This is a genomic window from Aeromicrobium sp. JP4 (assembly GCF_054957925.1).
This window is the reverse complement of record NZ_CM143290.1, coordinates 1,966,045-1,990,795: the sequence shown is the minus strand read 5'-3', so window position 1 is coordinate 1,990,795 and position 24,751 is coordinate 1,966,045. Positions and strand designations below refer to the sequence as shown.

At 71.7% G+C, this 24,751-nt stretch carries 17 protein-coding genes; 8 read left to right on the top strand and 9 right to left on the bottom strand.

The annotated features are described in order from the left end of the window. Positions 1-162 precede the first annotated feature (162 nt). Positions 163-636, bottom strand: coding sequence for an SRPBCC family protein (locus ACY1JX_RS09740; RefSeq protein WP_462563860.1), 474 nt, complete (start codon positions 634-636; stop codon positions 163-165). A gap of 91 nt (positions 637-727) precedes the next feature. Here ACY1JX_RS09740 and ACY1JX_RS09735 point away from each other — a divergent pair, with 91 nt between their 5' ends. From ACY1JX_RS09735 to ACY1JX_RS09715, 5 genes are all read left to right on the top strand, one after another. Next, positions 728-1,303 (top strand): uridine kinase family protein, encoded by a 576-nt coding sequence (locus ACY1JX_RS09735; RefSeq protein WP_181753654.1) that lies wholly within the window; start codon positions 728-730, stop codon positions 1,301-1,303. Positions 1,304-1,354: 51 nt separating this feature from the next. Beyond that, the gene (locus tag ACY1JX_RS09730) at positions 1,355-2,107 is read left to right on the top strand and encodes a hypothetical protein (RefSeq protein WP_462563859.1); all 753 of its coding nucleotides are present in this window, start codon (positions 1,355-1,357) and stop codon (positions 2,105-2,107) included. A 172-nt stretch (positions 2,108-2,279) separates the two neighbouring features. Continuing rightward, on the top strand, positions 2,280-4,118 hold the full coding sequence (locus ACY1JX_RS09725) for an amidase family protein (protein ID WP_462563858.1): 1,839 nt from the start codon (positions 2,280-2,282) through the stop codon (positions 4,116-4,118). Positions 4,119-4,147: 29 nt separating this feature from the next. Then, positions 4,148-5,188 (top strand): cohesin domain-containing protein, encoded by a 1,041-nt coding sequence (locus ACY1JX_RS09720; protein WP_462563857.1) that lies wholly within the window; start codon positions 4,148-4,150, stop codon positions 5,186-5,188. 90 nt (positions 5,189-5,278) lie between these two features. Next, the gene (locus ACY1JX_RS09715; protein WP_462563856.1) at positions 5,279-6,418 is read left to right on the top strand and encodes a MalY/PatB family protein; all 1,140 of its coding nucleotides are present in this window, start codon (positions 5,279-5,281) and stop codon (positions 6,416-6,418) included. On the opposite strand, the gene ACY1JX_RS09710 is transcribed toward ACY1JX_RS09715, so the two are convergent. Continuing rightward, positions 6,405-7,775 (bottom strand): hypothetical protein, encoded by a 1,371-nt coding sequence (locus tag ACY1JX_RS09710; protein ID WP_462563855.1) that lies wholly within the window; start codon positions 7,773-7,775, stop codon positions 6,405-6,407. The two genes, ACY1JX_RS09715 and ACY1JX_RS09710, sit on opposite strands and share 14 nt — an antisense overlap. 68 nt (positions 7,776-7,843) lie before the next feature. Between ACY1JX_RS09710 and ACY1JX_RS09705 the strand changes: the two genes are divergently transcribed. Continuing rightward, the gene (locus ACY1JX_RS09705; protein ID WP_241732972.1) at positions 7,844-8,485 is read left to right on the top strand and encodes a DedA family protein; all 642 of its coding nucleotides are present in this window, start codon (positions 7,844-7,846) and stop codon (positions 8,483-8,485) included. A gap of 13 nt (positions 8,486-8,498) precedes the next feature. Here the strand turns inward: ACY1JX_RS09705 and ACY1JX_RS09700 are convergent, their stop codons facing one another. Then, entirely contained in the window at positions 8,499-10,175 is a 1,677-nt protein-coding gene (locus ACY1JX_RS09700) for an alpha/beta hydrolase (protein ID WP_462563854.1), read from the bottom strand. Between the two features lie 54 nt (positions 10,176-10,229). Here ACY1JX_RS09700 and ACY1JX_RS09695 point away from each other — a divergent pair, with 54 nt between their 5' ends. Both ACY1JX_RS09695 and ACY1JX_RS09690 read left to right on the top strand, forming a co-directional pair. Beyond that, positions 10,230-11,627 carry an NAD-dependent succinate-semialdehyde dehydrogenase gene (locus ACY1JX_RS09695; protein ID WP_462563853.1) on the top strand — a complete coding sequence of 466 codons (1,398 nt, stop codon included), beginning with the start codon at positions 10,230-10,232 and terminating at the stop codon, positions 11,625-11,627. 313 nt (positions 11,628-11,940) lie between these two features. Further along, complete coding sequence (locus ACY1JX_RS09690) at positions 11,941-17,961, top strand: Ig-like domain-containing protein (RefSeq protein ID WP_462563852.1); 6,021 nt, start codon at positions 11,941-11,943, stop codon at positions 17,959-17,961. 68 nt (positions 17,962-18,029) lie between these two features. Here the strand turns inward: ACY1JX_RS09690 and ACY1JX_RS09685 are convergent, their stop codons facing one another. The 6 genes from ACY1JX_RS09685 to ACY1JX_RS09660 all read right to left on the bottom strand — a co-directional run bounded on the left by ACY1JX_RS09685 (position 18,030) and on the right by ACY1JX_RS09660 (position 24,751). Next, positions 18,030-19,376 (bottom strand): nitrogen regulation protein NR(II), encoded by a 1,347-nt coding sequence (locus ACY1JX_RS09685; RefSeq protein WP_181753673.1) that lies wholly within the window; start codon positions 19,374-19,376, stop codon positions 18,030-18,032. 60 nt (positions 19,377-19,436) lie between these two features. Beyond that, complete coding sequence (locus ACY1JX_RS09680; protein ID WP_462563851.1) at positions 19,437-21,413, bottom strand: ABC transporter ATP-binding protein; 1,977 nt, start codon at positions 21,411-21,413, stop codon at positions 19,437-19,439. Between the two features lie 4 nt (positions 21,414-21,417). Next, positions 21,418-21,708, bottom strand: a complete 291-nt coding sequence (locus tag ACY1JX_RS09675; protein ID WP_153302926.1) for a YbaY family lipoprotein — start codon at positions 21,706-21,708, stop codon at positions 21,418-21,420. Between the two features lie 100 nt (positions 21,709-21,808). After that, positions 21,809-22,225, bottom strand: coding sequence for a hypothetical protein (locus ACY1JX_RS09670; protein WP_181753675.1), 417 nt, complete (start codon positions 22,223-22,225; stop codon positions 21,809-21,811). Between the two features lie 145 nt (positions 22,226-22,370). Continuing rightward, positions 22,371-24,524, bottom strand: coding sequence for a heavy metal translocating P-type ATPase (locus ACY1JX_RS09665; protein WP_462563850.1), 2,154 nt, complete (start codon positions 24,522-24,524; stop codon positions 22,371-22,373). Then, a complete protein-coding gene (locus ACY1JX_RS09660; RefSeq protein WP_462563849.1) occupies positions 24,524-24,751 on the bottom strand; it encodes a heavy-metal-associated domain-containing protein in 228 nt (75 codons plus the stop codon). The genes ACY1JX_RS09665 and ACY1JX_RS09660 overlap by 1 nt, the downstream gene beginning before the upstream one ends.

The window sequence follows — 24,751 nt, the reverse complement described above, 5'->3', positions numbered from 1 at the left end:
CCGGGGGTTCCGGCGCCGGGCGCGCGCCCTCAGGATGGAACAGGGACTGGGCCGGCCCGCATGGTGCCGGCCTCGTCCCATCGGGAGGGACCTACTCGGGGGGACGCATCGACCGGGACGCGCCGCGCGCGCCCCGGCCGATGCGTGTCTGAGGTCCGCCGGTCAGCGGACCAGCAGTCTCTCGATGTTGTCGAAGGCCTGCCGCGCGTTGCCGCGCCACATCCGGCCGAAGACCGGCATCGCGAGGCGGCCGAGGCGCCCTTCGGGGCGCACCGTCCACGTCCAGCCGATGCGGACGCCGGTTCCCGCCGGCTCGAACGTCCAGGCCCCGTCGAGCGACGCGATCAGGTGCTTCATCGGTCCCGTGATGCCGGAGATCCGGTAGGTGAACCGCGACGGGCTCTCGACCGCCGTCAGCTCCTCGCGCATCGTGCCGCCGTCCGCCAGGACGATGGTGCGCGTCTGCCCGGGCGTGCGCCACGGGCCCTCCTGGTCGCGGACCTGCGCGATGCGCGGGATCGCGGCGTACCGGCGGTCGAACAGCGCCGTGAGGTCGAGCTCGAGCAGCCGCTCGAACGCCTCGGCCACCTCGAGCGGGTAGGTGCGGGTGTAGCGCAGAACCACGTGGTCGGTCATGCCCCGACCGTAGGCGGCAGCACCCACGATGACCAGCGTCACGGGCCCGAGACCTTGCGGGTGTCCGCGGGCCGGGCGAGGCTGGGACGCGATGAGCAATCTCGACGAGCTGGTCCAGGTCGTCACCGCCCGCCAGCGTGAGCTCGGCCGCCCGGCGATCGTCGGCATCTCGGGGTTCGGCGGGTCGGGCAAGTCCACCCTCGCCCGTCGCCTCGTCGCCGCCCTGCCCGACGCCGTGCGGCTGCGCGGAGACGACTTCCTCGATCCGGTGCGGGTGCACCGGCGCTCGCCCGACTGGGACGGCGTCGAGCGCGACCGGCTCGTGGACGACGTGCTGCGTCCGTTCCGCGACGAGGTCCCCGGGGAGTTCCAGCGCTACGACTGGGACCGAGGCCGCCTCACCGAGCCCGAGCCGGTGCCGCGCGCCGACGTGCTCGTGATCGACCTCGTGGGCCTGTTCCACCCCACGACGCTGCCGCTGCTCGACCTGGCGGTCTGGTGCGAGATCGACCTGTGGACCGCGACCCAGCGCGGCATCGCGCGCGACCGCGACGACGGCAACGACCACGACCGCGTGTGGACCGAGGTCTGGGAGCCGAACGAGCGCGACTTCGAGCAGCGGTTCGCCCCGCGCGAGGTCGCCGACGTGCTCTTCCCGACCCGCTGAGCCCTCACGCGTCACCCTGCGAGTCCCCGGAGCCCCGCCTAGCGTGGAGGCATGACCTCCACCGACGTGCACACCGATCGTCGGCTCGGCTGGACCCTGCTCGCGGCGGCGATCGCGCAGATCGTCGCCCCGGTGGTCCAGGCCCTCGCCGACGTCGCCCGACCCGGCGACGACAGCGACTCGCTGCTCATCACCCCGGCCGGCTGGGCGTTCTCGATCTGGAGCCTCATCTACGGACTCGCCCTGGCCCACGCGATCGTCACCCTGTGGCGCGGTGACGGGGTCGGGAAGCGGCGCTTCGTGGTCGACCTGATCCTGCTCTACGTCGGTGCGACCGTCTGGATCGCGGTGTCGGCGGCCGCCATCAGCTGGGCCACGTTCCTCGTGCTGGCCTTCATGACCGCCGTGGCGATCGACGCGGCCCGCCTCGCGGCGCACACCCGCCCGGTCGAGCCCGCATGGATCACGTGGCTCGCCCGCGCGACCTCGGGCATCTACGCCGGCTGGGTCAGCGCGGCGGTCTTCCTCAACCTCGGCACGGGGGTGCTCGAGCTCGACCTCGCCGAGCCCGACGACCGCGGCTGGCAGATCGCCCTGCTCGTCGCGGCCGTCGTCTTCGCCCTCGCGGTGAACTCGCAGCTGCCGCGGAGCCCGGGCTACGCGGCCGCCGTCGTCTGGGCGCTGGTCGGGATCGCCGCCGCCGTCGCCGGCGAGTCGACGACGGCCCTCGTCATCGCGATCGCGGCCATCGTGCTGCTGGCGGCGCAGACGGCGTGGCAGTCCTCGCGGGCGCTCCCGGACTGACGCGACACCACTCGTAACCCGGGCGACCCGCAATTCTCCGCCCCAACACCCACACGAAACACCTGCGCAACATCGCGTTCCTAGCGTGACGACGTCGGGGAGATCCCACGTCGAGAGGAACATGGTGAGACGCACACCCATCCGAGCAGGGGTAGCCCTGTCACTGGCCTGCATGACCGGGGCGGTCCTGATCGCCGCCGGCACGCCGGCCACGAGCGCCGAGGGGACGACCGACGCCGGCTCGTACCTCGCACCGCAGTTCACCGCCGCCGACCTCACCGGCGACGACGCCGTCACGCAGGAGGACGTCGACCTGCTCGCCGGCCGCGTGGGCACGACGTCCGCCGACGACGGCTGGACCGCGGTGTCCGCCGCCGACCACGACGGCGACGACACCATCACGGTCACCGACGTGGCCCGCCTCGCGCAGGCGATGATCTACGACGACGGGAAGTTCGAGCTCGTCGAGGCGTCGGTCCTGGACATGCAGGCCGCGATGAACGCCGGCGTGCTGACCTCGGTGGACCTCACTCGGCAGTACCTCGACCGCATCGAGGCCTACGACAACGCGAAGGTCGACCCGGCCGCGAACGGCCGGCCGCTGAAGTCGATCATCTCGACGAACCCCGAGGCGCTCGAGCTGGCGGCCGAGGCCGACGCGGTGCGCGCTGAGGACGGCATGACGAGTGTGCTGCTCGGCATCCCCGTGGCGCTGAAGGACAACTACGACACGAAGGACATGCCCACCACGGCCGGCTGCGCGTGCTGGGAGGAGAACCAGACCGAGGACGACGCCGAGATGGTCGAGGGTCTGCGCGCCCAGGGCGCCGTCGTGCTGGCGAAGGCCAGCCTCGACGAGTTCGCCTACGGCTTCAGCTCGCAGTTCTCCGCCTTCCAGGGCGTCACCGTGAACGGCGACACCACGACGCAGCGCAGCACGCTGGTCGCGAGCCCCTACGCCACGAGCAAGACCGCGGGCGGCTCCTCCGGCGGCACCGGCGCCTCGATCTCGGCGAACCTCGCCGCGTTCGGCTTCGGCTCCGACACCGGCGGCTCGATCCGCGTCCCGTCGAGCTACAACCAGCTCGTCGGCGTTCGTCCCACGGTCGGCCTCGCCTCGCGCGACGGCATCGTGCCGCTGGCGCTCTCCCAGGACACCGGCGGCCCGATGGCGCGCTCGGTCTCCGACGCCGCGATCGCGATGGACGCCGTGGTCGGCGTCGACGAGAACGACACAGTCACGCAGCGCCAGGTCGGCAAGGTGCCGAACTCCTACACGAAGTACCTCGACCCGAAGGCCCTCGAGGGCAAGAGGATCGGCTACTTCCCGCAGATGGTGCCGTCGCTGACCGCGACGAACGCCGGACAGGCCGCCGCGGCGCGCCGCTTCGAGCAGGCCAAGACCGACCTCGAGGCCCAGGGCGCCACCGTCGTCCCGGTGCAGATGACCACCGAGGAGGGCACCGCGTTCACCCGCGTGCTCAACGAGGGCAGCGGCAGCACGAACGAGTTCAAGCACGACCTCGCGCAGTACATGGCGACGCACCTGTCGCCCGAGGTCGAGGCGAACACGCTGCAGGGCATCATCGACAGCGGCAAGTTCGCGCCCGCCTACCGCTCCACGTACGTCCAGCGGAACGGCATCACCGAGGAGACCTACCAGGCGTGGGCTGGGCCGAACGGCTCGCACACGACGCAGCTCGCACTCGGTCACACCCAGGTGACTGCACTGCTCGATGCGCAGGACATCGACGCGGTCGTCTACCCCTCCGGAACGCAGTACGGCACCTTCAGCACCAACATGCGGCTCAGCCCGAACACCGGGATGCCGGCGGTGACGGTGCCGATGGGCGCTGACGCCGCGGACCCCTCGGCAGGCATGAACCTGGAGTTCCTGGGTCGCCAGTTCGACGAGGGACCGCTGCTGGGCCTGGCCTACGCCTACGAGCAGGGCACGCGCCACCGCACCACGCCGGCGCTCTACGGCCCGCTCGCGCAGGAGGCACCGTGAACCGCGACCAGACGATCCGAGGACGACAGATGACGAAGAAGACGATGCGGCGCGGCGCGGTCGGGGCGATCTCGGTGGCCCTGCTGGGCGGTGCGCTGGCGATGACGCCCGCGCAGGCCGACGAGCCGACGTTCGCGGTGACCACCTCGGACTCCAGCGTGGCCGTCGGTGACGAGGTCACCGTCACGGTGGCGGCCGAGAACGTGCAGGACGTGTTCGCCTACGAGCTCGCCCTGGACTTCGACCCGGCCGTGCTGGCCTACGAGTCCGACAGCGCGTCGACCGACGTGACCGGCTCGACCTACGCGTCGGTGCAGGGCGACGACCTCGTCGTGCTGCACACCAAGCTGGGCACCTCGCCGCCCGCGGAGGGCGACGTGTCGCTCGTCTCGGCGACCTTCACGGCCCGCAAGGCGGGCACCGCGGCTCTCGCCGTGCCGTCGCTGAAGCTCGTCGGCACCGACGGCGAGGCTCGCACGGTCGAGGTCGAGGGCGCGTCCGTCGCCGTCGACCGGATCGCGGCACCGACCGCCGTCACCGCCCCGAAGATCTCGGGCAGTGCCCAGGTCGGCAAGGTGCTCGCGGTCTCGCCCGGCACGTGGTCGGTGAAGGGCGTCTCCACGCGGGTGCAGTGGCTGCGCAACGGCAAGGCGATCGCCGGGGCCACGCGGTCGACCTACCGCCTGACGCCGGCCGACTTCAAGGCCTCGATCTCCGCCCGCGTGACGGCCACCAAGGCCGACCACGCCGACGGCACCGCGGTCGCGAAGGCGATCAGGGTGACGAGGAAGGCCGTGAGCCGGACGGGCGTCAAGGTGCCCGGATCGGTCAAGGCGAAGGCGGCGTTCAAGGCGCGCGTCTCGGTGAAGGCCCCGGGCGTCAGCCCGAAGGGCTCGATCCGGGTCTACGCCGGCGGCCGGCTCGTCAAGAAGAACGTCAAGGTCAAGGACGGCAGCGCGACGGTCTGGCTGCGCGTGGCGAAGAAGGGCCGCTCGGCGGTGCGCTTCGTCTACGTCCCGCAGTCGGGTGTCGAGGGCAGCTCCCGTCTGGTGAAGCTGCGCGTGCGCTGACGTCGGGTCCCAGGCGGCCGCGGATCCGGGGTGACAGACCCCCGGGTCCGCGGCCTTCCCGCGTCCGGGACCGTGGGGCAGACTCGACGCGTGTTCGACCGAAGCGACGAGACCCTGCGCGACCGCGACAACCTCAAGTGGACGACGACGCCCGCCGACGTGCTGCCGGCATGGGTCGCCGACATGGACGTCGAGGTGCCCGAGGTCGTGGTCCGGGCGGTGCACGAGCGGCTCGCGCGCGGCGACGTGGGGTATCCCGACTTCGACGCCCCCGATCCCCTCGTGGCGGCGTTCGAGCGGCGCATGTCCGATCGGCACGGCTGGGACCCGGCCGGCGGGCGCGGCCGGCTGTTCACCGACGTCATCCAGGCGTTCCAGGTGCTGGTGGAGACGCTCACCGCTCCCGGTGACGGCATCGCGCTGCACGTGCCGAGCTACCCGGTCTTCCTGACCTCGATCGCCGACGCCGGCCGCACGGTCGTCCCGCTGCCCCTCGAGGCGACGGCTGACGAGCTGGTCGACCTGTGGCGGCGCGAGGGCGTGGCGCTCGTCGTGCTCGTCAACCCGCACAACCCGTCGGGCCGGATGCTGGCGACGGAGCAGCTGCGACCGATCGCCGAGGCGGCGGCAGCGCTGGACCTCGTGGTCCTCGCCGACGAGATCCACGCCGACCTCGCGTTCGACGGCCGGCGGCACGTGCCGTTCGCCTCGCTGGGCCGCGACGTCGAGGACCGCACGGTGACGGTGACCTCGGCCTCGAAGTCCTTCAACCTGGCGGGGCTGCACTGCGCCGTGGCCCACGTCGGACCCGCCCGGGTGCGCGAGGCACTGGCCGCGCTGCCGTTCGCCTACCTCGGCGGGGTCAGCACACTCTCTCGCGCCGCCGCGGTGGCCGCCTGGACCGAAGGTGACGCGTGGCTGGCCGAGCTCGTCGCCGTGCTCCAGGCCCATCGCGACACGGTCACTGCCTGGGCCCACGAGGTGGGCGTGGGGGTCCGCCCCGCCGAGGCCACCTACCTCGCGTGGCTGGACTTCGACGCCACGCCGATCGCGGACGACCCGGCCGGCCGGATCCTCGAGCGCGGCCGGGTCCGGCTCGCGCCCGGTCCCGACTTCACGGCGCACACCTCGCTGGACTCCTCGACCTACGCGCGACTCAACTTCGGCACCAGTGCCGAGCGGCTGGGCCGCCTGCTCGACCGGATCGGGGACGCGCTCACTGGTAGGTGATGAGCTCCGGGTGGGGGCGCACGCGGCGCCAGGTCTGACCCACGTCGAGCATCGGCTCGTCCTCGTCGACGAAGTTCTTCCAGCCCCAGCCGACGTTCGCGGGAGCGTCCTCGCGAATGACGCCCCACGTGCCGAACTTCGCGCCCGGGCTGCCCTGGCCGTCCACGTGGATGACCGTGGAGAGCTCCGGGTGATCGGTGCGCACCCGGTCACGGTTCCGGATCATCTGCGTCTGGAACTGGTGCAGCACGAACACCTTCTGCGGCAGCGCGTGCTTGCGCGTGAGTGCGGCCAGCCACGCCGACGTGCGGTTGACCTCGTTCGCTCCGACGTGGCCGATGCGCTGGAGCGGCTTGCCCTTCGGCCCGAGCCGCCACTCGGGGTCGAGGGCCAGGCCGACGTGGGGGCGGCGCAGCAGCGACTCGTACTCCTTGGCCTGCGTGAGGAACGACGAGCGGCCCGGCTGGAGGTCGAGGATCACGACGATGCCGGCCTTCTCGGCCGCGTCGACGAGCGGCTCGAGGTCGGACACCTCGGTGCGGGCGGAGTAGTCGCCGTGCGGTCCCTTGTCGGCGGCCGCGACGGTGGTGATGATCTCGAACGCGGGGACGAAGTGCTCGTCCGGCGCCGCCTTCCGGTACTTGCGCACGAGCTTGCGGACGCGGGCGACCGAGGCCTTCGTGCCCTGCTCCCCGAGCACGCCGAGCGCCGGGCCGGACGGGTGTCCGTACATGGCGACGAGGTGCTTGTCGCGGGTGGCGAACCAGCCACCGCCGACGGTCTGGGCGTCCGCCCGCACCACGCGCACGGCGTAGTCGTCGGCGCCGAGGGAGAGGAGGGCGCCGTCGGGGTCGCGACGCAGCAGCGTCGCCGAGGGCGCATGCCGGCGCGGGTCGGTGGCGATGCGCACGAGGTCGGCATCGCCCAGGTCGGCGATCGCGAGCAGCTCGCGGGACGGCTTCCCGGTGGCGGCGATGGTGGGGCGGACGGCGCGCTCGATCGGATCCGCCCCGGCGCCGGCCGGGTCGTCCGCGGCCAGGATGCGGGCGCCGAGCCGCTTCGCCTCGGCCCGACCCGCCTCGGTGTCCGGCAGCGCCGGCACGCCGAGGTCGAGCGCGCGGTCGAGGGCGGCCTGCGGCTCCTCGGCGGGCACGAGCACGACGGCCGAGGCGGATTCGAGCAGGAAGCGCGAGGCGGCGACGACGTCGCCGGCCGGGGCCGCGGCGAGCCCGGCCGGCTCGGCGGCCCGGACGGTCTCGGCGTCGGGCCCGGAGTCCTCGCCCTCGCACGCGGCCAGCAGCGTCGTCAGCAGGACGACGGCGCCGGTGGCGGCGAGGAGACGGCGGAACGGGTGCACCCGGCGACGGTACCCGGCTCCTCGGAACGGCGACACGCTGAGCACTGCTCGTTATGCTCTGCCGGGTGATGATTCAGGCGACCGACCAGGAGATCGACGGACTCGCGGGCTTCATGGTCGACCTGATGGACCGGATGGGCCTGTTCGGCGCCGCCCTCGCGGTGGGCCTGGACAACCTCTTTCCCCCGATCCCCAGCGAGATCGTGCTGCCGATGGCGGGCCTGGCCGCGAGCCAGGGCCGGTTCTCCCTCGCCGGCGCGCTGTTCGCCACGACCGCCGGCTCCGTGATCGGCGCCTGCATCATGTACTGGCTCGGGCGCCTCTTCGGCCGCGACCGGACCGCCTGGGTGTTCGAGCGGACCCCCTTGCTGAAGGTGCGCGATCTCGAGGTCACCGAGGCCTGGTTCGCCAAGCACGGCACGAAGGCGATCTTCTTCGGCCGGATGGTGCCGATCTTCCGCAGCCTCATCTCGATCCCGGCCGGCGTGGAGCGGATGTCCTTCGGCATCTTCCTGCTGCTGACGACGCTGGGCAGCCTGATCTGGAACTCGATCTTCGTCGGCGCCGGCTACACGCTGGGCGAGAACTGGCACGTCATCGAGCCCTGGGCCGACTGGTTCCAGCGCCTCGTGATCCTGGCCGTCCTCGTGGTCTGCGGCTGGTTCGTCATCACCCGCGTCCGCGAGCTGCGCGACCCGCGCGAGCGCTGACGGTTTCCCCGGGTCAGTCGCGCAGCGACGGGGGGACGCCGGCGTTCTCGGCGTCGGCGTCGACGATCTGCTGCTGGAGGCGGCGCAGGTCGGCGCTGGTCCAGCCCTCGGGCTGCAGCACCGAGGCCCAGGCGGCGACGTGCTCGCCGACGAAGTCGTGCCCGTGCCCCGACGGGACGGCCATCCCCACGGCCATGTCGGCCGAGGTCTGCCAGAAGGTGACGATCGGGTACCAGCGCATCGCGTTCGCGACGTCGGAGCCGCGCGGCTCGGAGAGCCAGTCGGGCTTGTCCCAGATCAGGTCGGGACTCCACCACGTGATCGGGTCCGAGGGGTGCACGAGGTAGAGCAGGCGCGGTCCGTCCCAGGGGCGGGTGAGGGGGATCGTCGGACCCCACGGGTCGTTCGTGAAGCGCACCGTGCGCCCGTCGCGGAAGATCGGCTCGATCTCGCGGCTGCCCGGGTCGCGCTGCTCGCGGAACTCGGTGAACAGCGCATTGAACCCCGGGGGCCCGACGAAGAGCCCACCGGACGTCCGGTTGCGCAGGTCGGCCTCGCCGCTGAACGCCGTCTCGAGCGCGAACGAGCCGAGGCTCTCGCCGAAGAGGTACAGCCGCGGCCGGTTGTCGGCGGGCAGGGCGCTCCACCGCTCGTAGACGGCGTCGAAGAGGGCGCGGCCGGCGTGGCGCGCGGCGCGCTGGTCGACCAGGAACGACACCCAGGACGGCAGGTGCGAGTACTGCATCGACACGATCGCCGAGTCGCCGCCGGTGAGGTACTCGAACGAGTTCGACGCGCTCGGCTCGATGAAGCCCGAGCCCGTCGTCCCGGCCACCAACAGGTTGGCGCGGTCGAAGCCGCCCGCCCGCTCCAGGTCGTCGACGGCGAGCCGCGCCCGCTCCTCCACGTCCTCGGCGTTGGCGGTGCCGGCGTAGGCGCGGATGGGGTCGAGGGCCGGCCGGCCGGTGAACTCCGCGATCTCCTCGCCGCTCGGGCCGCGTGCCACGAAGCGGCGCCCCTGCCGGCCGAGGTCCTCCCAGGCCAGCTCGGAGTCCGGGCTGCCCGACCGCAAGGTGCTGGTGGGTGCCTCGAGATTCGACGAGACCTGCTGGTCACCCAGCGCGAAGGAGGAGTCCACCGCGGCGATGGCGTTGTCGTAGACGACGCCGCTCAGCGTGAAGAACGTCAGTGCGGCCACGAGGACCACGCCGGTGGCGCGGGCGGCCTGCGCGCCGATCCGCCGGGCCAGGAGGGCCGAGACCCACCGGGTGGCGCGACGCAGTCCGCGGCCGGCCGCGACCAGCAGGGCGAACACGATCACGGCGACGACCGGCACCGTGACCAGGCGCCAGGCGCTGGCGTCGCCCATGCCCATGAGCTCGCGGACCCGGTCCTGCTGGCGCACGCTCATCACGTCGACGATCCCGAGCGCGACGAGCCCGACACCGATCGTCCAGCGCCACTGCCGCCGGCTCGGTCGCCGCGCCTCGCGGTCGGCGAAGGCGCGCCAGACCCAGGCGAGGGCGACGCCCAGGCCGTACCCGATCGCGGCCGTGACGCCCGTGACGAGTCCTTGGAACAGGGCGGGCCGGGGCAGCAGGGACGGGGTCAGGGACAGCAGGGCGAAGGCGAAGGCGCCGAGGAGTCCCGGCAGCGTGAGCCGGATCCACCCGCGCAGGCGGTCGTGCATGGCCCGAAGTCTGACAGGTCGAAGGGAGGCGCTGAGCGCGGTAGCGTCGGGAGCATGGCCCATCAGCTCTTCATCGCAGGACAGTGGCGCGACGCCGAGGGCGGCGCGACCTTCGACGTCGAGAACCCCGCGACGGGGGAGACGCTCGCGACGGTGGCCGACGCCTCCGTGGCCGACGGCAGGGCGGCGCTCGACGCCGCAGTGGCCGCGCAGGCCGACTGGGCGCGCACCGCGCCCCGCGACCGCGGCGAGATCCTGCGGCGTGCGTTCGAGATCATCACCGAGCGCGCCGACGAACTGGCCGAGCAGATGACCGCCGAGATGGGCAAGCCCGTCAGCGAGTCGAAGGCCGAGATCGCCTACGGTGCCGAGTTCTTCCGCTGGTTCGCCGAGGAGTCCGTGCGGATCGCCGGCCGCCACTCGGTCGCCCCCAACGGCGCCACCCGGCTGCTGACGCTGAAGCAGCCGGTGGGCCCGTGCCTGATGATCACGCCGTGGAACTTCCCGCTCGCGATGGGCACCCGCAAGATCGGCCCGGCGATCGCGGCCGGCTGCACGATGGTGGTCAAGCCCGCCTCCCTGACGCCGCTCACGATGCTGAGCCTGGGCGAGATCCTCACCGAGGCCGGCCTGCCCGACGGCGTCCTCAACATCGTCACGACGAAGAGCACCGGCAAGGTGATGGAGCCGATCATCCGCGACCCCCGGCTGCGCAAGCTGACGTTCACCGGCTCCACCGAGGTGGGCCGCTCCCTCATCGAGCAGGCCGCCGAGGGTGTCCTGCGCGTCTCGATGGAGCTCGGCGGCAACGCCCCGTTCCTGGTCTTCGAGGACGCCGACCTCGAGAAGGCGGTCGACGGCGCGATGCTGGCCAAGATGCGCAACATCGGCGAGGCCTGCACGGCCGCGAACCGCTTCATCGTGCACGAGTCGCTCGCGGAGGAGTTCGCCACGCGCTTCGCGAAGCGGATGGAGCAGGCCGAGGTGGGCCCGCTCGTCGAGGCCAAGCAGCGCGACAAGGTGGCCGAGCTGGTCGACGACGCGAAGCAGCACGGTGCCACGGTGCTCACCGGCGGCGAGGTGCCGGACGGCGCGGGCTACCACTACCCGCCCACCGTCCTGACCGGCGTCCCGCGCGAGGCCCGGGTCTGGCGTGAGGAGATCTTCGGGCCGGTCGCGCCGATCTTCACGTTCTCCGACGACGACGAGGCGCTGCAGATGGCCAACGACACCGAGTACGGTCTCGTCGCCTACGCGTTCACGCAGAGCTACTCGCGCGCCATCAAGGTCTACGAGGGCCTCGACACCGGCATGGTCGGCATCAACCAGGGTGTCGTCTCCAACCCGGCCGCGCCGTTCGGCGGGATGAAGGCGTCGGGCTTCGGTCGCGAGGGCGGCGACGAGGGCATCGAGGAGTACCTCGAGACGAAGTACGTGGGCCTGGCCCCCTGACCGCCGCCGTCGCCAAGCGCGGCGGGTGCTTCGGAACTCACCTCATGTGACTCATGTGGCGTGCGTCATGACACTTTGGTCACCCCTGTGTAGTTCTTTGGGACCCTTCTCGACGGCCCTGCGCCCGCGGGGCGCCGAAACGCCGACAGGCGAGGACCGCCGCAGGTAACGTCCTGCCGGAGCGGTCCGGAGGGAGCCGGGCGCGCTCCCCTCAGGACCCAGCAACGACGGGCCGGATCGCACCGATCGGGCCCGATCTCGTCCTGCCTTCGCGTGCTCTGAAGCTTCCTTTGTCGAGAGGTCTCGTATTTCCATGGCGTTCCGTCTGCACCGCCGTCTGCTCACCTGTGCCACCGCCTTCACCCTGATCGCGCTCAGCCTCGCCGGGACCATGACGGTCCTCGCGCCCGCGCCGGTCGCCCAGGCTGCCCCCGCGCCCGCGTTCGACTGCACGGTCCCGCGCTTCTTCGCCCAGGCCGAGGACCCGGTGGGCACCGTCAAGCTCAACACCGGCTCGTACACGACCTCGGGCGGTTCCCAGTGGACCCAGATCGGAACGAACTACACCGGCGCCAACGTGTTCAACGCGCTGGCGTTCAACCCGACCGACGAGTACCTCTACGGAACGTTCTACGGACAGACCTCGGGCACGAACATCCGTGGCTCGCTCGCCCGCATCAACCGCTCGGGTGCCGTGACGCCGCTGGGCGACGCGAGCACGGCGCTGGGTGCGCCCCCGAGCACCCTGTGGGACAGCGGCGAGTTCGACAGCGCCGGCAACTACTACGTGGCCTCGGGCAACGCCGGCACGACGACGATCCAGAGGATCGCCGGCCTCAAGGACGTCACGAGCGCCACGAGCACCCCGCGCCCGACGCGCACGACGATCACCCTCTCGCGGAGCATCCGCTTCGCCGACCTGACGTTCCTCAAGGGCTACCTGTGGGCCGCGAACTACGGTCAGGCGCCCGAGCTCTACCGCATCAACCCGTCCACCGGTGCCGTCACGGCCTTCACGGTGCCGACCGACATCATGCCGACCAACTCGTACGGCTCGGCGTTCACGATGACGAACGGCAACCTCGCCCTCATCGCGACCAACGGCTTCATGTACCAGATCGCGATCCGCAACGCCGACCAGGCGACGCCCACGTTCGAGCTGATCAGCCGCGTGACCGCCCCCGCCAACCAGCGCAGCGACGCGACGAACTGCGCCACCGCCCTGGAGTCCAAGCTCAGCGTGACGAAGACCGGCCCCGCCACCGTCGTCGTCGGCAAGACCATCACGTGGCGCGTCGTGGTGAAGAACGAGGGCCCGGGCAACACGTCGGGCTTCGTCCTCAACGATGTGCTCCCGAACAACCTCGGCAACGTCAGCGTGACCAGCACCGACACGTCGTGCGTCGTGACCGGCACCACGCAGAAGGTCGCCACGTGCAACGGCGGCTACCTCCCGGTCGGCGCCGAGGCGGTCGTCAACGTCAGCGCCACCGCGCCGTCCACCCCGGGCCCGCTGATCAACAAGGCCTACGCCATCGGCAACGAGGACCCGAACCCCGCCCCGCCGGCCACGGCGGAGACGCAGGTCGTCCTCGCCACCGAGGTCAACGTCCCGGCCACGGTCACGGACACCTCGAACGGCACGTACGACCGCACCTCGGTGAAGGGCGGCACGGTCGCCTACGCCGCCGGTCGCTACACCTACACGCCGCCGGCAGGCTTCTCCGGCTCGGACTCCTTCACCTACCGCACGTCCGACGGGACGCTCGTGACCGTCCTCGTCCAGGTCACGCCGCAGGCGGACCCGGGCAGCCGCACGACGCAGGCCGGCGTCCCCGTGACGATCTCGGAGGCAGCCCTCCAGGCGCTCGGTCGGGGCACGGGTCTCGAGCTCGTCGGCGTCGGCTCGGCCGAGCACGGAACCGTCGCGCTCGACCAGGGCGTGGTGACCTACACCCCGGCCGCCGGGTTCTCCGGCACCGGCCGCTTCACCTACACGCTGCGCGACGCCTCCGGCCAGGAGGTCACCCAGACGATCACCGTCACCGTGACCAACGTCTTCAGCGACGAGTCCGCCGTCGAGGACGGTGTGACGACGCCGCAGAACACCGCGAAGAAGATCCCGCTGGCCGACGTGGTGTCCCCGTCGGGCCGGCCGCTCGACCCGACCAAGGTGACGGTCCCCGGTGCTCCCGACCACGGTCGCGTGACGGTCGACCCGGTCACGGGCGAGCTGACCTACACCCCGGACGCCGGCTACGTCGGTGACGACGAGTTCGACGTCCGCGTGTGCGACACCTCGGACCCGGCCCAGTGCACGACGGTCACCATCACGGTGGCGGTCTCGCCCAACACGGTGACGGCCGACGACGACACGGCTTCGACGCCGGTGGCGACGCCTCGGACGATCGACGTCCGCGGCAACGACGACAGTGCCTCGGGCCAGCCCTTCGCGGCGCCGAGCGTCACGACGGCCCCGGCCCACGGCAGCACCGTGGTCGAGTCCGACGGCCGCATCACCTACACGCCGGCCGCCGGCTTCTCCGGCGTGGACACCTTCCAGTACCGCGTCTGCGACACCTCGACTCCCACCGCGGAGTGCGACACCGCCACGGTGACGGTCACGGTGACGAACGTCTTCGCCGAGGAGACGGCCGCCGAGGACGGCGTCACGACGCGCCAGAACACGGCGAAGGACATCCCGCTGACCGACGTGGTCTCCGCCACCGGCAAGCCGCTCGACCCGACGAAGGTCACGGTGTCCGAGGAGCCGAGCCACGGCGACGTGACGGTCGACCCCACCACGGGCGAGCTGACCTACACGCCGGACGCCGGCTACGTCGGTGACGACCAGTTCGACGTCCGCGTGTGCGACACGTCGAGCCCGGTCCAGTGCAGCACCGTCACGATCAACGTCACGGTGACCGCCAACACGGTGACGGCCACCGCCGACACGGCCACCACGCCCGTCGAGACCCCGCGGACGATCGACGTCCGCGGCAACGACGACAGCGCCTCGGGCCAGTCGCTCGCGGCGCCGACGGTGACGACGGCTCCCGCCCACGGCACCGCCGTGGTGGAGTCCGACGGCCGGATCACCTACACGCCGGAGGACGGCTTCTCGGGTGAGGACACGTTCGAGTACCGGGTCTGCGACACCTCGACGCCCACGGCGGCCTGCGACACGGCCACGGTGACCGTCACGGTGACGAACGTCTTCAGTGACGAGACTGCGGTCGAGGACGGCGTCACGACGCCGCAGAACACCCCGAAGGACATCCCGCTCGCTGACGTGGTCTCGCCCTCGGGCCAGCCGCTCGACCCCGCCGCAGTGACCATCCCCGAGGCACCCGCGCACGGCGAGGTCACGGTCGACCCGACCACGGGCGAGCTGACCTACACCCCGGACCTGGGCTACTCGGGCGACGACGAGTTCGACGTGCGCGTGTGCGACACCTCGAGCCCGGCGCAGTGCACGACGGTCACGATCGAGGTCACGGTCGGCGCGAACACCGTCGCGGCGTCCGACGACACCGCGACCACCGAGGTGGGGACGGCGACCGCGGTCCTGGTCCGCCAGAACGACACCTCGCTCTCGGGCCAGGCGCTCGCGCTGCCGTCCGTGACGACGGCTCCGGAGCACGGCACCGCCTCCGTCACGGTGGACGGCCGCATCGTCTACACCCCGGAGGACGACTTCTCGGGTGAGGACACGTTCGAGTACCGCGTGTGCGACACGTCGACGCCGACCCCCGTGTGCGACACCGCCACGGTGACGGTCACGGTCGAGAACGTCTTCAGCGACGGGACCGCGGCGCAGGACGGCGTGAAGACGCCCCAGAACACCGCCAAGGACATCCCGCTCGCCGACGTGGTCTCCGCGACCGGCAAGCCGGTCGACCCGACCAAGGTCACGGTCTCCGAGGAGCCCGGCCACGGCGAGGTCACGGTCGACCCGGCCACGGGCGAGCTGACCTACACCCCCGATGCCGGCTACACCGGTGACGACGAGTTCGAGGTGCGCGTGTGCGACACCTCGGACCCGGTCCAGTGCAGCACGGTGACGATCGGCGTCACGGTCGGCGCGAACACGGTCGAGGCAGCCGACGACTCGGCCACCACGGCGGTCGAGACGGCCCGGACGATCAACGTCCGCGGCAACGACGACAGCGCGTCGGAGCAGCCGTTCGCGGCGCCGACGGTGACGACGGCTCCCGCCCACGGCACGACGGTGGTCGAGTCCGACGGCCGGATCACCTACACGCCGGCAGCGGGCTTCTCCGGTGAGGACACCTTCGAGTACCGCGTGTGCGACACCTCGACGCCCACGCCGGTGTGCGACACGGCCACGGTGACCGTCACGGTCGAGAACGTCTTCAGCGACGAGAGCGCGGTCGAGGACGGCGTCTCGACGCCGCACAACACGGCGAAGAAGGTCGCGCTGGACGATGTGGTCTCCGCGACCGGCACGCCGCTCGACCCGACGAAGGTCACCATCCCCGTGGCTCCCGAGCACGGGACCGCCACGGTCGACCCGGTCACGGGCGAGCTGACCTACGCGCCGGTCCCCGGCTACACCGGTGACGATCAGTTCGAGGTGCGCGTGTGCGACACCTCCGCTCCAGTCCAGTGCACGCGGGTGACGATCGAGGTCACGGTCGGCGCGAACACGGTCGAGGCGGCCGACGACTCGGCCACGACGTCGGTCGAGACGCCCCGGACGATCAACGTCCGCGGCAACGACGACAGCGAGTCGGAGCAGCCGTTCGCGGCGCCGACGGTGACGACGGCTCCGGGTCACGGCACCGCCGTGGTCGAGTCCGACGGCCGGATCACGTACACCCCCGAGGACGGCTTCTCCGGTGAGGACACGTTCGAGTACCGCGTGTGCGACACCTCGACGCCCACGCCGGTGTGCGACACGGCCACGGTGACGGTCACGGTCGAGAACGTCTTCGCCGACGAGACCGCCGTCGAGGACGGCGTCGCGACGCCGCAGAACACTCCGAAGGACATCCCGCTCAGTGACGTGGTCTCGCCCTCGGGCAAGCCGCTCGACCCCACCACGGTCACCGTCCCCGACGGTCCCGACCACGGCGAGGTCACGGTCGACCCGACCACGGGCGAGCTGACCTACACCCCGGACCCGGGCTACTCCGGTGACGACGAGTTCGAGGTCCGCGTGTGCGACACCTCGGTCCCGGCCCAGTGCACCACCGTCACGATCGGCGTCGAGGTGTCCGCGAACGCGGTCGCCGCGGCCGACGACTCCGCGACGACGGCGCTCGGCACCGAGGTCGACGTCGACGTGAGGGACAACGACGGCTCGGCCTCCGGCCAGGCCCTGGGGCACCCGACGGTCACGACGGCCCCGGCCCACGGCACCGCCGTGGTGGACGCCGACGGCCTGGTCACCTACACGCCCGAGGCCGGGTTCTCCGGTGAGGACACGTTCGAGTACCGCGTGTGCGACACGTCGACGCCCACGCCGGTGTGCGACACCGCCACGGTCACGGTGACGGTCGTGAACGCGTTCACGAACACTCCGCTGGCCTCCGACGGTGTCGAGACCGACCAGGACGAGGCGCTGACGATCCCGCTCGCCGACCTGGTGAGCTCCGCGGGTGCGGCGCTGGATCCGCAGTCGGTGGTCGCCGGACGCGCGGCCCACGGTGACGTGACCGTCGACCCCCAGACCGGTGCCGTGACCTACACGCCGAACGACGGCTACTCCGGTGACGACGCGTTCGACCTGCGGGTGTGCGACACGTCGAAGCCCGTGCAGTGCCACACCGTGACGATCCCCGTGAAGGTGCGGGCCAACACGGTCGTGACCGGCGACGACAAGGCCACGACCCAGGAGGGTCGACCCGTGGTCATCGAGGTCGAGGGCAACGACACCAGCCGGACCGGTCGTCCGCTCACGGCCGCGCGGGTCACCACGCAGCCGAAGCACGGCGTCGCGGAGGTCCTGCAGGACGGCACCGTGCGCTACACGCCGAAGAAGGGCTTCGTCGGCACGGACTCCTTCGAGTACGAGCGCTGCGACGACTCCACTCCGGTGCCCGTCTGCGACACGGCGACCGTCACGGTGGACGTCACGGCGGCTCCCGACGCGCCGGCCGAGCCGGGCGACGACCCCGACGTCGCGGGTGACGACGACAGTGTCGACGGCAGCGACCGGGGCGACGAGAAGGCCGCCGACCGCGCGGCCGACCGTTCGCCGCTGGCGGACGCGGGCTCGAGCGCCACGCTCGGTGCGCTGGCCGGTGGACTGGGTGCGATCGCGCTCGGTGCTCTCGCCATCGTGATGGCACGCCGCCGCCGGGCCTGATCGCTCGATTCGCCCGGGGTCCTCAGGGGCCCCGGGCGAGTCACGTCCGGAGCCGCTCGGTCCCCGGCTCAGCTGCCGTGGGCGGTGTCGCGTCCGTAGGCGTCGTCGCTCACGCGCCGGATGAAGGCGGCGGACGACTCGCCCGGCAGGGGCGTGTGGAAGGTGACCTCCATGTCGACCCCGAGGTCGTCCAGCGGCACGTTTCCCGGGACGGCGTCGAAGTCGTGCTCCAGCAGCTCGGTGACGAACGTCCACGTGTCCAGGCGGGCCCACTCCACGTCGGGGAAGCCGGCCTCGGCCGCTCGGGCCTCCATGCGCCGCGCGATCAGGAACATCACCTCGTCGGTCCGGTGCGGGTCGCGCGGTGTGACGACGAGCCGGATGACGGTGCCGCCCTGCGCCGCCACGGTCCTCAGCACCTCGAGGGCGGCCTTGCGGCCGAGGGTCTGGGTGCCGGGGTCGTGTCCCTTGAGGGCGCCGGAGACGGTGGGAAAGGACGAGCCCTCCACCGAGGAGCGCACGGGACGGAACATCAGGACCAGGTCGCCGTCGCGGGCGAGCGGGTCGACCGAGTGCACCGACAGGGCGGTGCGCAGCTCACCGCCCTGGATGAACAGCGTGACGGTGGCCCCGTCCACGAACCGCGGAGGCATCGACAGCGCAGCGGTGAGATCCATCCCGTGCGAGGCAGTGCGACCCATCAGGCGCAGCAGGCTGGCGGCCGGGCCGTTCCAGTCCTGGAGCCGCCCGGCGCGGTCGATCACGAAGATGAAGACGCCGATCGAGTTCATCAGGCGGTCCGCCCGTGAGGCCGACCGCGACCACGACCCGACGTGGCTCGTCGTCCACACCAGGACGAGGCAGATCGCGGCGATGGCCAGCGGCGTCAGCGCGGGAACGAGCACCTGGAAGGACACGACGAACAGGCCCGCGACCTCGGCCGCGAGGACGACCCGGCGCACGTGCCTGGACGGGTCGTGCTGGCGTGTGCTCAGCGTGAGGACGCCGGCGCCGAGGAGTCCGAACGCGTAGATCAGGTGCGCCGCGTAGACCGGGCTGTCGTAGTAGCGGTCACCGTCGGTGATGCCGAGCGCCGGCACCATGCCGGCGAAGCTGAGAGCGGCGATCGCCGCCGCGGCGATCCACAGCCAGGGCGCGACCACCCAGCGCCCGTGGACGAGTCGTCGCGCGGCCACGAAGAAGCTGACGGCGCTGACCTGCACGACCACGACGTTGACCGCCACGAGGAGGCTCGGCGCGAGGTCGTCGGGTCCGCGAAGCGCCCGCAGCAGGTTCCAGGCGGCCACCGACAGCACGAGGATGACCACGGGCACCGACACGGCCGGCCGGTGGTGCCGCACCGCCAGGACCGACAGCAGCAGCACTGCCGAGGTCACCAGGTAGGCGGTGGTCATGGCGTGAATTCTGGCAGTCCTCGCGGGCGGTGACCACGCCTTTGTCGCGTCCCCCTGGAATCAGAGGCAGACATCGGCGCGCAGGAACCCCACGGCTCCCACGGGATGCGGCGCATCCTGCGCGGGACGGCGCGTGGAGAACTGCTCGCGGTACAGCCGGCCGTACAGCCCGTCGGGGTCGTCGACGAGCTCGGCGTGGGTGCCCTGCTCCACGACGCGACCGTCGACGAGACCGAAGATCACGTCGGCGTTCTGGATCGTGCTGAGCCGGTGCGCGATGGCGAGCGTGGTGCGGCCGGAGGTGGCCCGCTCGAGCGCCTCCTGCACGAGCCGCTCGGTCTCGTTGTCGAGCGCGCTGGTGGCCTCGTCGAGGATGAGGATGCGCGGGTTCTTCAGCAGGACGCGGGCGATCGCGATGCGCTGCTTCTCGCCGCCGGAGAGCCGGTAGCCGCGCTCGCCCGTGACGGTGTCGTAGCCGTCGGGGAAGCTCATGATCCGGTCGTGGATGTTGGCGTCGGTGGCGGCCGCGACGATCTCCTCAGGCGTGGCCCCCGGCTTGGCGTAGGCGATGTTCTCGCGGATCGTGCCGTGGAAGAGGTAGGGCTCCTGCGTCACCATGCCCACACAGTCGGCCAACGACGACAGGCTGATGTCGCGCACGTCGATGCCGTCGATCAGCACCTGGCCGCGATCGACGTCGTAGAAGCGCGGGACCAGGTAGGTGGCGGTGGTCTTGCCCGAGCCCGAGGGGCCCACGATCGCCGCCAGCTGGCCGCCCTCGATCGTGAACGACAGGTCGGACAGGGCCCAGGCGTCCTCCTGCGCCGTGGACTCGGCGTCGATGGCGCCGGCGGAGTCGCCGAAGCGGTCCTTGGCGGTCTCGCCGGTGAGCGTCCGCGGCTCGGGGTAGCGGAACCACACGTCGCGGAACTCGATCGTGCCCTGCAGGTCGGCCGGGCTCACGTCGCGCGCACCGGGTCGGTCCACGATCGCGGGCTCCAGGTCGAGGTACTCGAAGATGCGGCGGAACAGCGCCAGCGACGTCTGCACGTCGAGCGAGACGCGCATGAGCTGCAGCAGCGGCATCTGCAGGCGGGCCTGCACCGTGGTGAACGCCACGAGGGTGCCCGCGGTCAGCGAGGCGGGATCGCCGGGGAGTCGCCCCGCGATGATGAAGCCGGCGAACAGGTAGATGATCGCCGGGGTGATGGCGAAGAAGGTCTGCACCGTGGCGAAGAACAGCCGGCCGGTCATCGCCTGCTCGACCTGCAGGCGGGTCTGCTCGAGGTTCGCCGTCCGGTAGCGCTCGGCCTCGGACCTGCTGCGGTTGAACACCTTGGCGAGCAGGATCCCCGAGACGCTGAGCGACTCCTCGGTGATCGCGGTCATCTCCGAGAGGCTCTCCTGCGTGCGCCGGGCCAGCTGCTGGCGGCGCCGGCCGACCTTGAGCTGGAGCCACACGAACAGCGGCATGAGGATCAGCGTGAGGATCGTGAGCTCCCACGACAGGATGACCATCGAGATGAACGCCGCGGTGACCGTGACGGTGTTCTGCAGGATCGAGGTGGCGGTGTCCGTGAGAACGGTGCGGACCCCCGCCACGTCGTTGGCGAGCCTCGACTGGATCGCACCGGTCTTCGTGGTGGTGAAGAAGGCCAGCTCCATCTTCTGCAGGTGGGCGAACAGCTCGCTGCGCAGGTCGGCCATCGCCGAGTTGCCGATCGTGGACGTCAGCCAGTTCTGGGCGATGTTGAGCATCGACGCCAGGATCGGCAGCGCGCACATGCCGGCGACGAGCCAGCCCAGCAGGCCGAGGTCGGGACCTCCCTCGCCGAACAGCGCGTCGTCGAAGACCGCCTGGGTGAGGAACGGGACGATCGAGGTGAGCAGCGCCGCGAGCACGACGATGACCCCGACCGAGGCCATCTTGGCGCGGTAGGGGCGCAGCAGGGTGGCGATGCGCCGCAGCACCGGGCGGTTGTCCGCAGCGATCTCGGCATCGCTCAGGTGCGTGACGGACGGGCCCGGTCGCGGCACGGCTTCAGTCCCCGATCCGTGTCAGGTCGACCGTGCCGAGGTCGGCCGGGACGAGCTCGAGGGTGCCCCAGCCGCCGACCTCGTTGCGCAGGAACGCCCACACGAACAGCTCGCTGGTGACGAGCTGCTCGTCGATGTCGAGACTGAACTCCACGGGCACGCCGTCGGCCGGGAGGGCCGTGGCGGCGAGCACCTCGCCGTCGGCGTCGACGACCTTGACCGTGGCCACCCCGCCCGGGGGGAACGCGATCTTCTCGCGGACGGACAGGGAACCGGAGACGGTCAGCATCGACATGCGGCCAGCCTATGCCCGCGCCCCGACACCCGCCGCCGCCACCGACGACGACGCCGCGGAGCCCCCGAGGGGACTCCGCGGCGTCGGCGGGGTGGGCGGATCAGCCGCAGAGCTCGTCGAGCTTCTCGCCCTTCTTCTGGATGTCGGTGGAGAGCGTGCTCATCTCCTTGGACACCTCCTGGAGCTTCGTGGTGTCCTGGCCGGCGGCCTTGAGGTCGGCGAAGGCGCCCTCGAGCTTGTCGAACTCGGCCGAGAGCGCGGCGATGGCGTCCTTGACCTCCTGGTTGTCCAGCTTCTTCTGCGTCTTCTGCAGAGCGTCGCCCATCGAGGCGATCGTCTCGGTGGCCTTGTCGCTGTCGGTGGGGTCGATGCCGCTCAGGTCACCCATCGCGTCCTTGACCTCCTTCTCGGCCACCTTGCAGGCGTCCTCGACGGACTGGCCGCCACCGCCACAGGCGGTGAGCCCCAGGGACAGGACCACGGCGGCGAGTGCGGCGGCAGGCTTGCGAACGTTCATGTTTCCCCCTCGTCGGTGCGGCGCCGTCCCGATACGGTCGCCGCGTTTCTCCGGGAATCGTGTCATGCGGAGGCGTCATCGGTCTGCGTGGGCCGCCGAAGACGAGGTCCGGCCCCCCGGAATCGGGGGGCCGGAACGGAGGCGATCAGTGGCCGAAGCGGCGCAGTCGCAGCGAGTTGGTCACCACGAACACCGAGCTCGCGGCCATCGCGAAGCCCGCGATCATCGGGCTCAGGAAGCCCAGGGCGGCCAGCGGGATCGCGGCGACGTTGTAGGCGAAGGCCCAGAACAGGTTGCCCTTGATCGTGCGCAGCGTGGCCCGCGACAGCTCGACCGCGGTGACGGCCGTGGCCAGGTCGCCGTGCACGAGCGTGAGGTCGCTCGCGGCGATCGCCACGTCGGTGCCGGTGCCCATCGCGATCCCGAGGTCGGCCCCGGCGAGCGCCGCGGCGTCGTTGACGCCGTCGCCGACCATCGCCACCACGCGACCCTGCTCCCGCAGCTCGCGCACGACGTCGAGCTTGTCCTGCGGGGTCACCTCGGCGTGCACCCGGTCGATGCCGACCTCGGCCGCCACGGCCGTGGCCACGCGCTCGTTGTCGCCGGTCAGCAGGATCGGCTCGAGGCCCAGGCGCCGCAGGTCGGCGACGGCCTCGCGCGACGACTCCTTCACCCGGTCGGCCACGGTGATCGTGCCGAGGACCTCGCCGTCGCGGGAGACCGCGATGACGGTGCCGGTGCGGTCGGGCCGGTCGTCGGCGCCGATCCAGCCCGGGCGGCCCGCGCGGACGACGTGGCCGTCGACCGTGCCCTCGACGCCCTGTCCCGCGTGGTTGCGGAACGCCGTCACGGGGAGCGGCTCGGCGAGTGCCGCGATCGCCCGCGCCACGGGATGCTCGGACGCGGCCTCCACCGACGCGGCCAGCCGGTGCAGCTCGTCGACATCCACGCCGGGGGCGGGGTCGACGTGCGCGACCGTCATCGTGCCGGTCGTGATGGTGCCGGTCTTGTCCAGCACGATCGTGTCGATCGCGCGGGTGGACTCCAGCACCTGCGGACCCTTGATGAGGATGCCGAGCTGGGCTCCTCGGCCCGTGCCCACCATCAGCGCGGTGGGCGTGGCCAGACCGAGCGCACACGGGCAGGCGATGATCAGCACCGCCACGGCGGCCTCGAAGGCGCCGATGCCAGGCGCCACGAGCAGCCACACGAGCAGCGTGACGGCCGAGATCGCGATGACGCCGGGGACGAACCAGGCGGAGATGCGGTCGGCGAGCCGTTGCACCTCGGCCTTTCCCTCCTGGGCCTCCTCGACGAGCCGTGCCATCTGGGCCAGCTGGGTGTCCTGGCCGACCGCGGTGGCGCGCACGACGAGGCGTCCCGACTGGTTGACCGTGGCGCCCGTGACGGTGTCGCCCGTGGCGACGTCGATCGGGACGGACTCGCCGGTCAGCATCGACTCGTCCACGGCCGAGGCGCCGTCGACGACGTCACCGTCGGTGGCGATCTTCTCGCCGGGACGCACGACGAACGTGTCACCCGCGTGGAGCTGCTCGATCGGCACCTCGACCTCGCGGCCGTCGCGCAGGAGGGTGACCTGCTTGGCGCCGAGGTCCATGAGGGCGCGCAGGGCGGCGCTCGACCGGCCCTTCGCGGTGGCCTCGAGGTAGTGGCCGGCGAGGATGAACGTGGTCACCGCGGCAGCCGTCTCGAAGTAGTAGTGCCCGTGCTCCACGCCGTGGCCCGTGACGCCGATCCACAGCTGGACCAGCGACCAGGCGTACGCCGCCGTGACGCCCATGCTGATGAGCGTGTCCATCGTGGCCGCGCCGTGGCGCAGGTTGAGCACCGCCGACCAGTGGAACGGGTAGGCGCACCACAGCACGACGGGCGTCGTCAGCGCGAGCGCGACCCACGGCCACCCGGTGAACTGCAGGCCCGGGACCATCGAGATCGCCAGGACGGGCAGCGTGAGGATCGTGGCGACGATCAGGCGCCGGCGCATCGACTCGGCCGAGTGCAGGCCGCCGTGGGCGGCGTGGCCCTCATGACCGGCGTGCGGGTCGTGGACCTGCGCCGTGTAGCCGGTCTTCTCCACGGTCTGGACCAGCTCGTCCGGGTCCACGGCGTGGTGCGCGTGGACGGTGGCCTTCTCGGTCGCGTAGTTGACCGTGGCCTCCACGCCGTCGAGCCGGTTCAGCTTCTTCTCGATGCGCGCGGCGCACGACGTGCAGCTCATGCCGCCGATGTCGAGCCGGTACGTGGTGGTCTGCTCGACCCCGGTCTCGTGCGTGGTCATCAGGCCAGCGGCAGGTCGCGCGGACCCGCCAACGCGTAGCCGGCCTCGTCCACGGCGGCCGCGACCGCGGCGTCGTCGAGCGGGGCCGTGCTGGTCACGGTGACCGCACCGGAGGCGACGTCGACCGCGACGTCCTCGACGCCGGGCAGGGTCGAGATCTCCTCGGTGACGGAGGCGGCGCAGTGGCCGCAGGTCATGCCGGTGACGGTGTAGGTGGTGGTGCTCAT

Bases quoted from the DNA above. Each gene is read 5' to 3' on its own strand.
- ACY1JX_RS09740 (WP_462563860.1), bottom strand. From the start codon at position 636: ATGACCGACCACGTGGTTCTGCGCTACACCCGCACCTACCCGCTCGAG.
- ACY1JX_RS09660 (WP_462563849.1), bottom strand. From the start codon at position 24,751: ATGAGCACCACCACCTACACCGTCACCGGCATGACCTGCGGCCACTGC.
- ACY1JX_RS09700 (WP_462563854.1), bottom strand. From the start codon at position 10,175: ATGCACGACCGCCTGCGCGGGTGGATCCGGCTCACGCTGCCGGGACTC.
- ACY1JX_RS09720 (WP_462563857.1), top strand. From the start codon at position 4,148: ATGACGAAGAAGACGATGCGGCGCGGCGCGGTCGGGGCGATCTCGGTG.
- ACY1JX_RS09705 (WP_241732972.1), top strand. From the start codon at position 7,844: ATGATTCAGGCGACCGACCAGGAGATCGACGGACTCGCGGGCTTCATG.
- ACY1JX_RS09670 (WP_181753675.1), bottom strand. From the start codon at position 22,225: ATGAACGTTCGCAAGCCTGCCGCCGCACTCGCCGCCGTGGTCCTGTCC.
- ACY1JX_RS09735 (WP_181753654.1), top strand. From the start codon at position 728: ATGAGCAATCTCGACGAGCTGGTCCAGGTCGTCACCGCCCGCCAGCGT.
- ACY1JX_RS09725 (WP_462563858.1), top strand. From the start codon at position 2,280: ATGACCGGGGCGGTCCTGATCGCCGCCGGCACGCCGGCCACGAGCGCC.
- ACY1JX_RS09685 (WP_181753673.1), bottom strand. From the start codon at position 19,376: ATGACCACCGCCTACCTGGTGACCTCGGCAGTGCTGCTGCTGTCGGTC.
- ACY1JX_RS09730 (WP_462563859.1), top strand. From the start codon at position 1,355: ATGACCTCCACCGACGTGCACACCGATCGTCGGCTCGGCTGGACCCTG.
- ACY1JX_RS09675 (WP_153302926.1), bottom strand. From the start codon at position 21,708: ATGTCGATGCTGACCGTCTCCGGTTCCCTGTCCGTCCGCGAGAAGATC.
- ACY1JX_RS09665 (WP_462563850.1), bottom strand. From the start codon at position 24,524: ATGACCACGCACGAGACCGGGGTCGAGCAGACCACCACGTACCGGCTC.
- ACY1JX_RS09695 (WP_462563853.1), top strand. From the start codon at position 10,230: ATGGCCCATCAGCTCTTCATCGCAGGACAGTGGCGCGACGCCGAGGGC.
- ACY1JX_RS09690 (WP_462563852.1), top strand. From the start codon at position 11,941: ATGGCGTTCCGTCTGCACCGCCGTCTGCTCACCTGTGCCACCGCCTTC.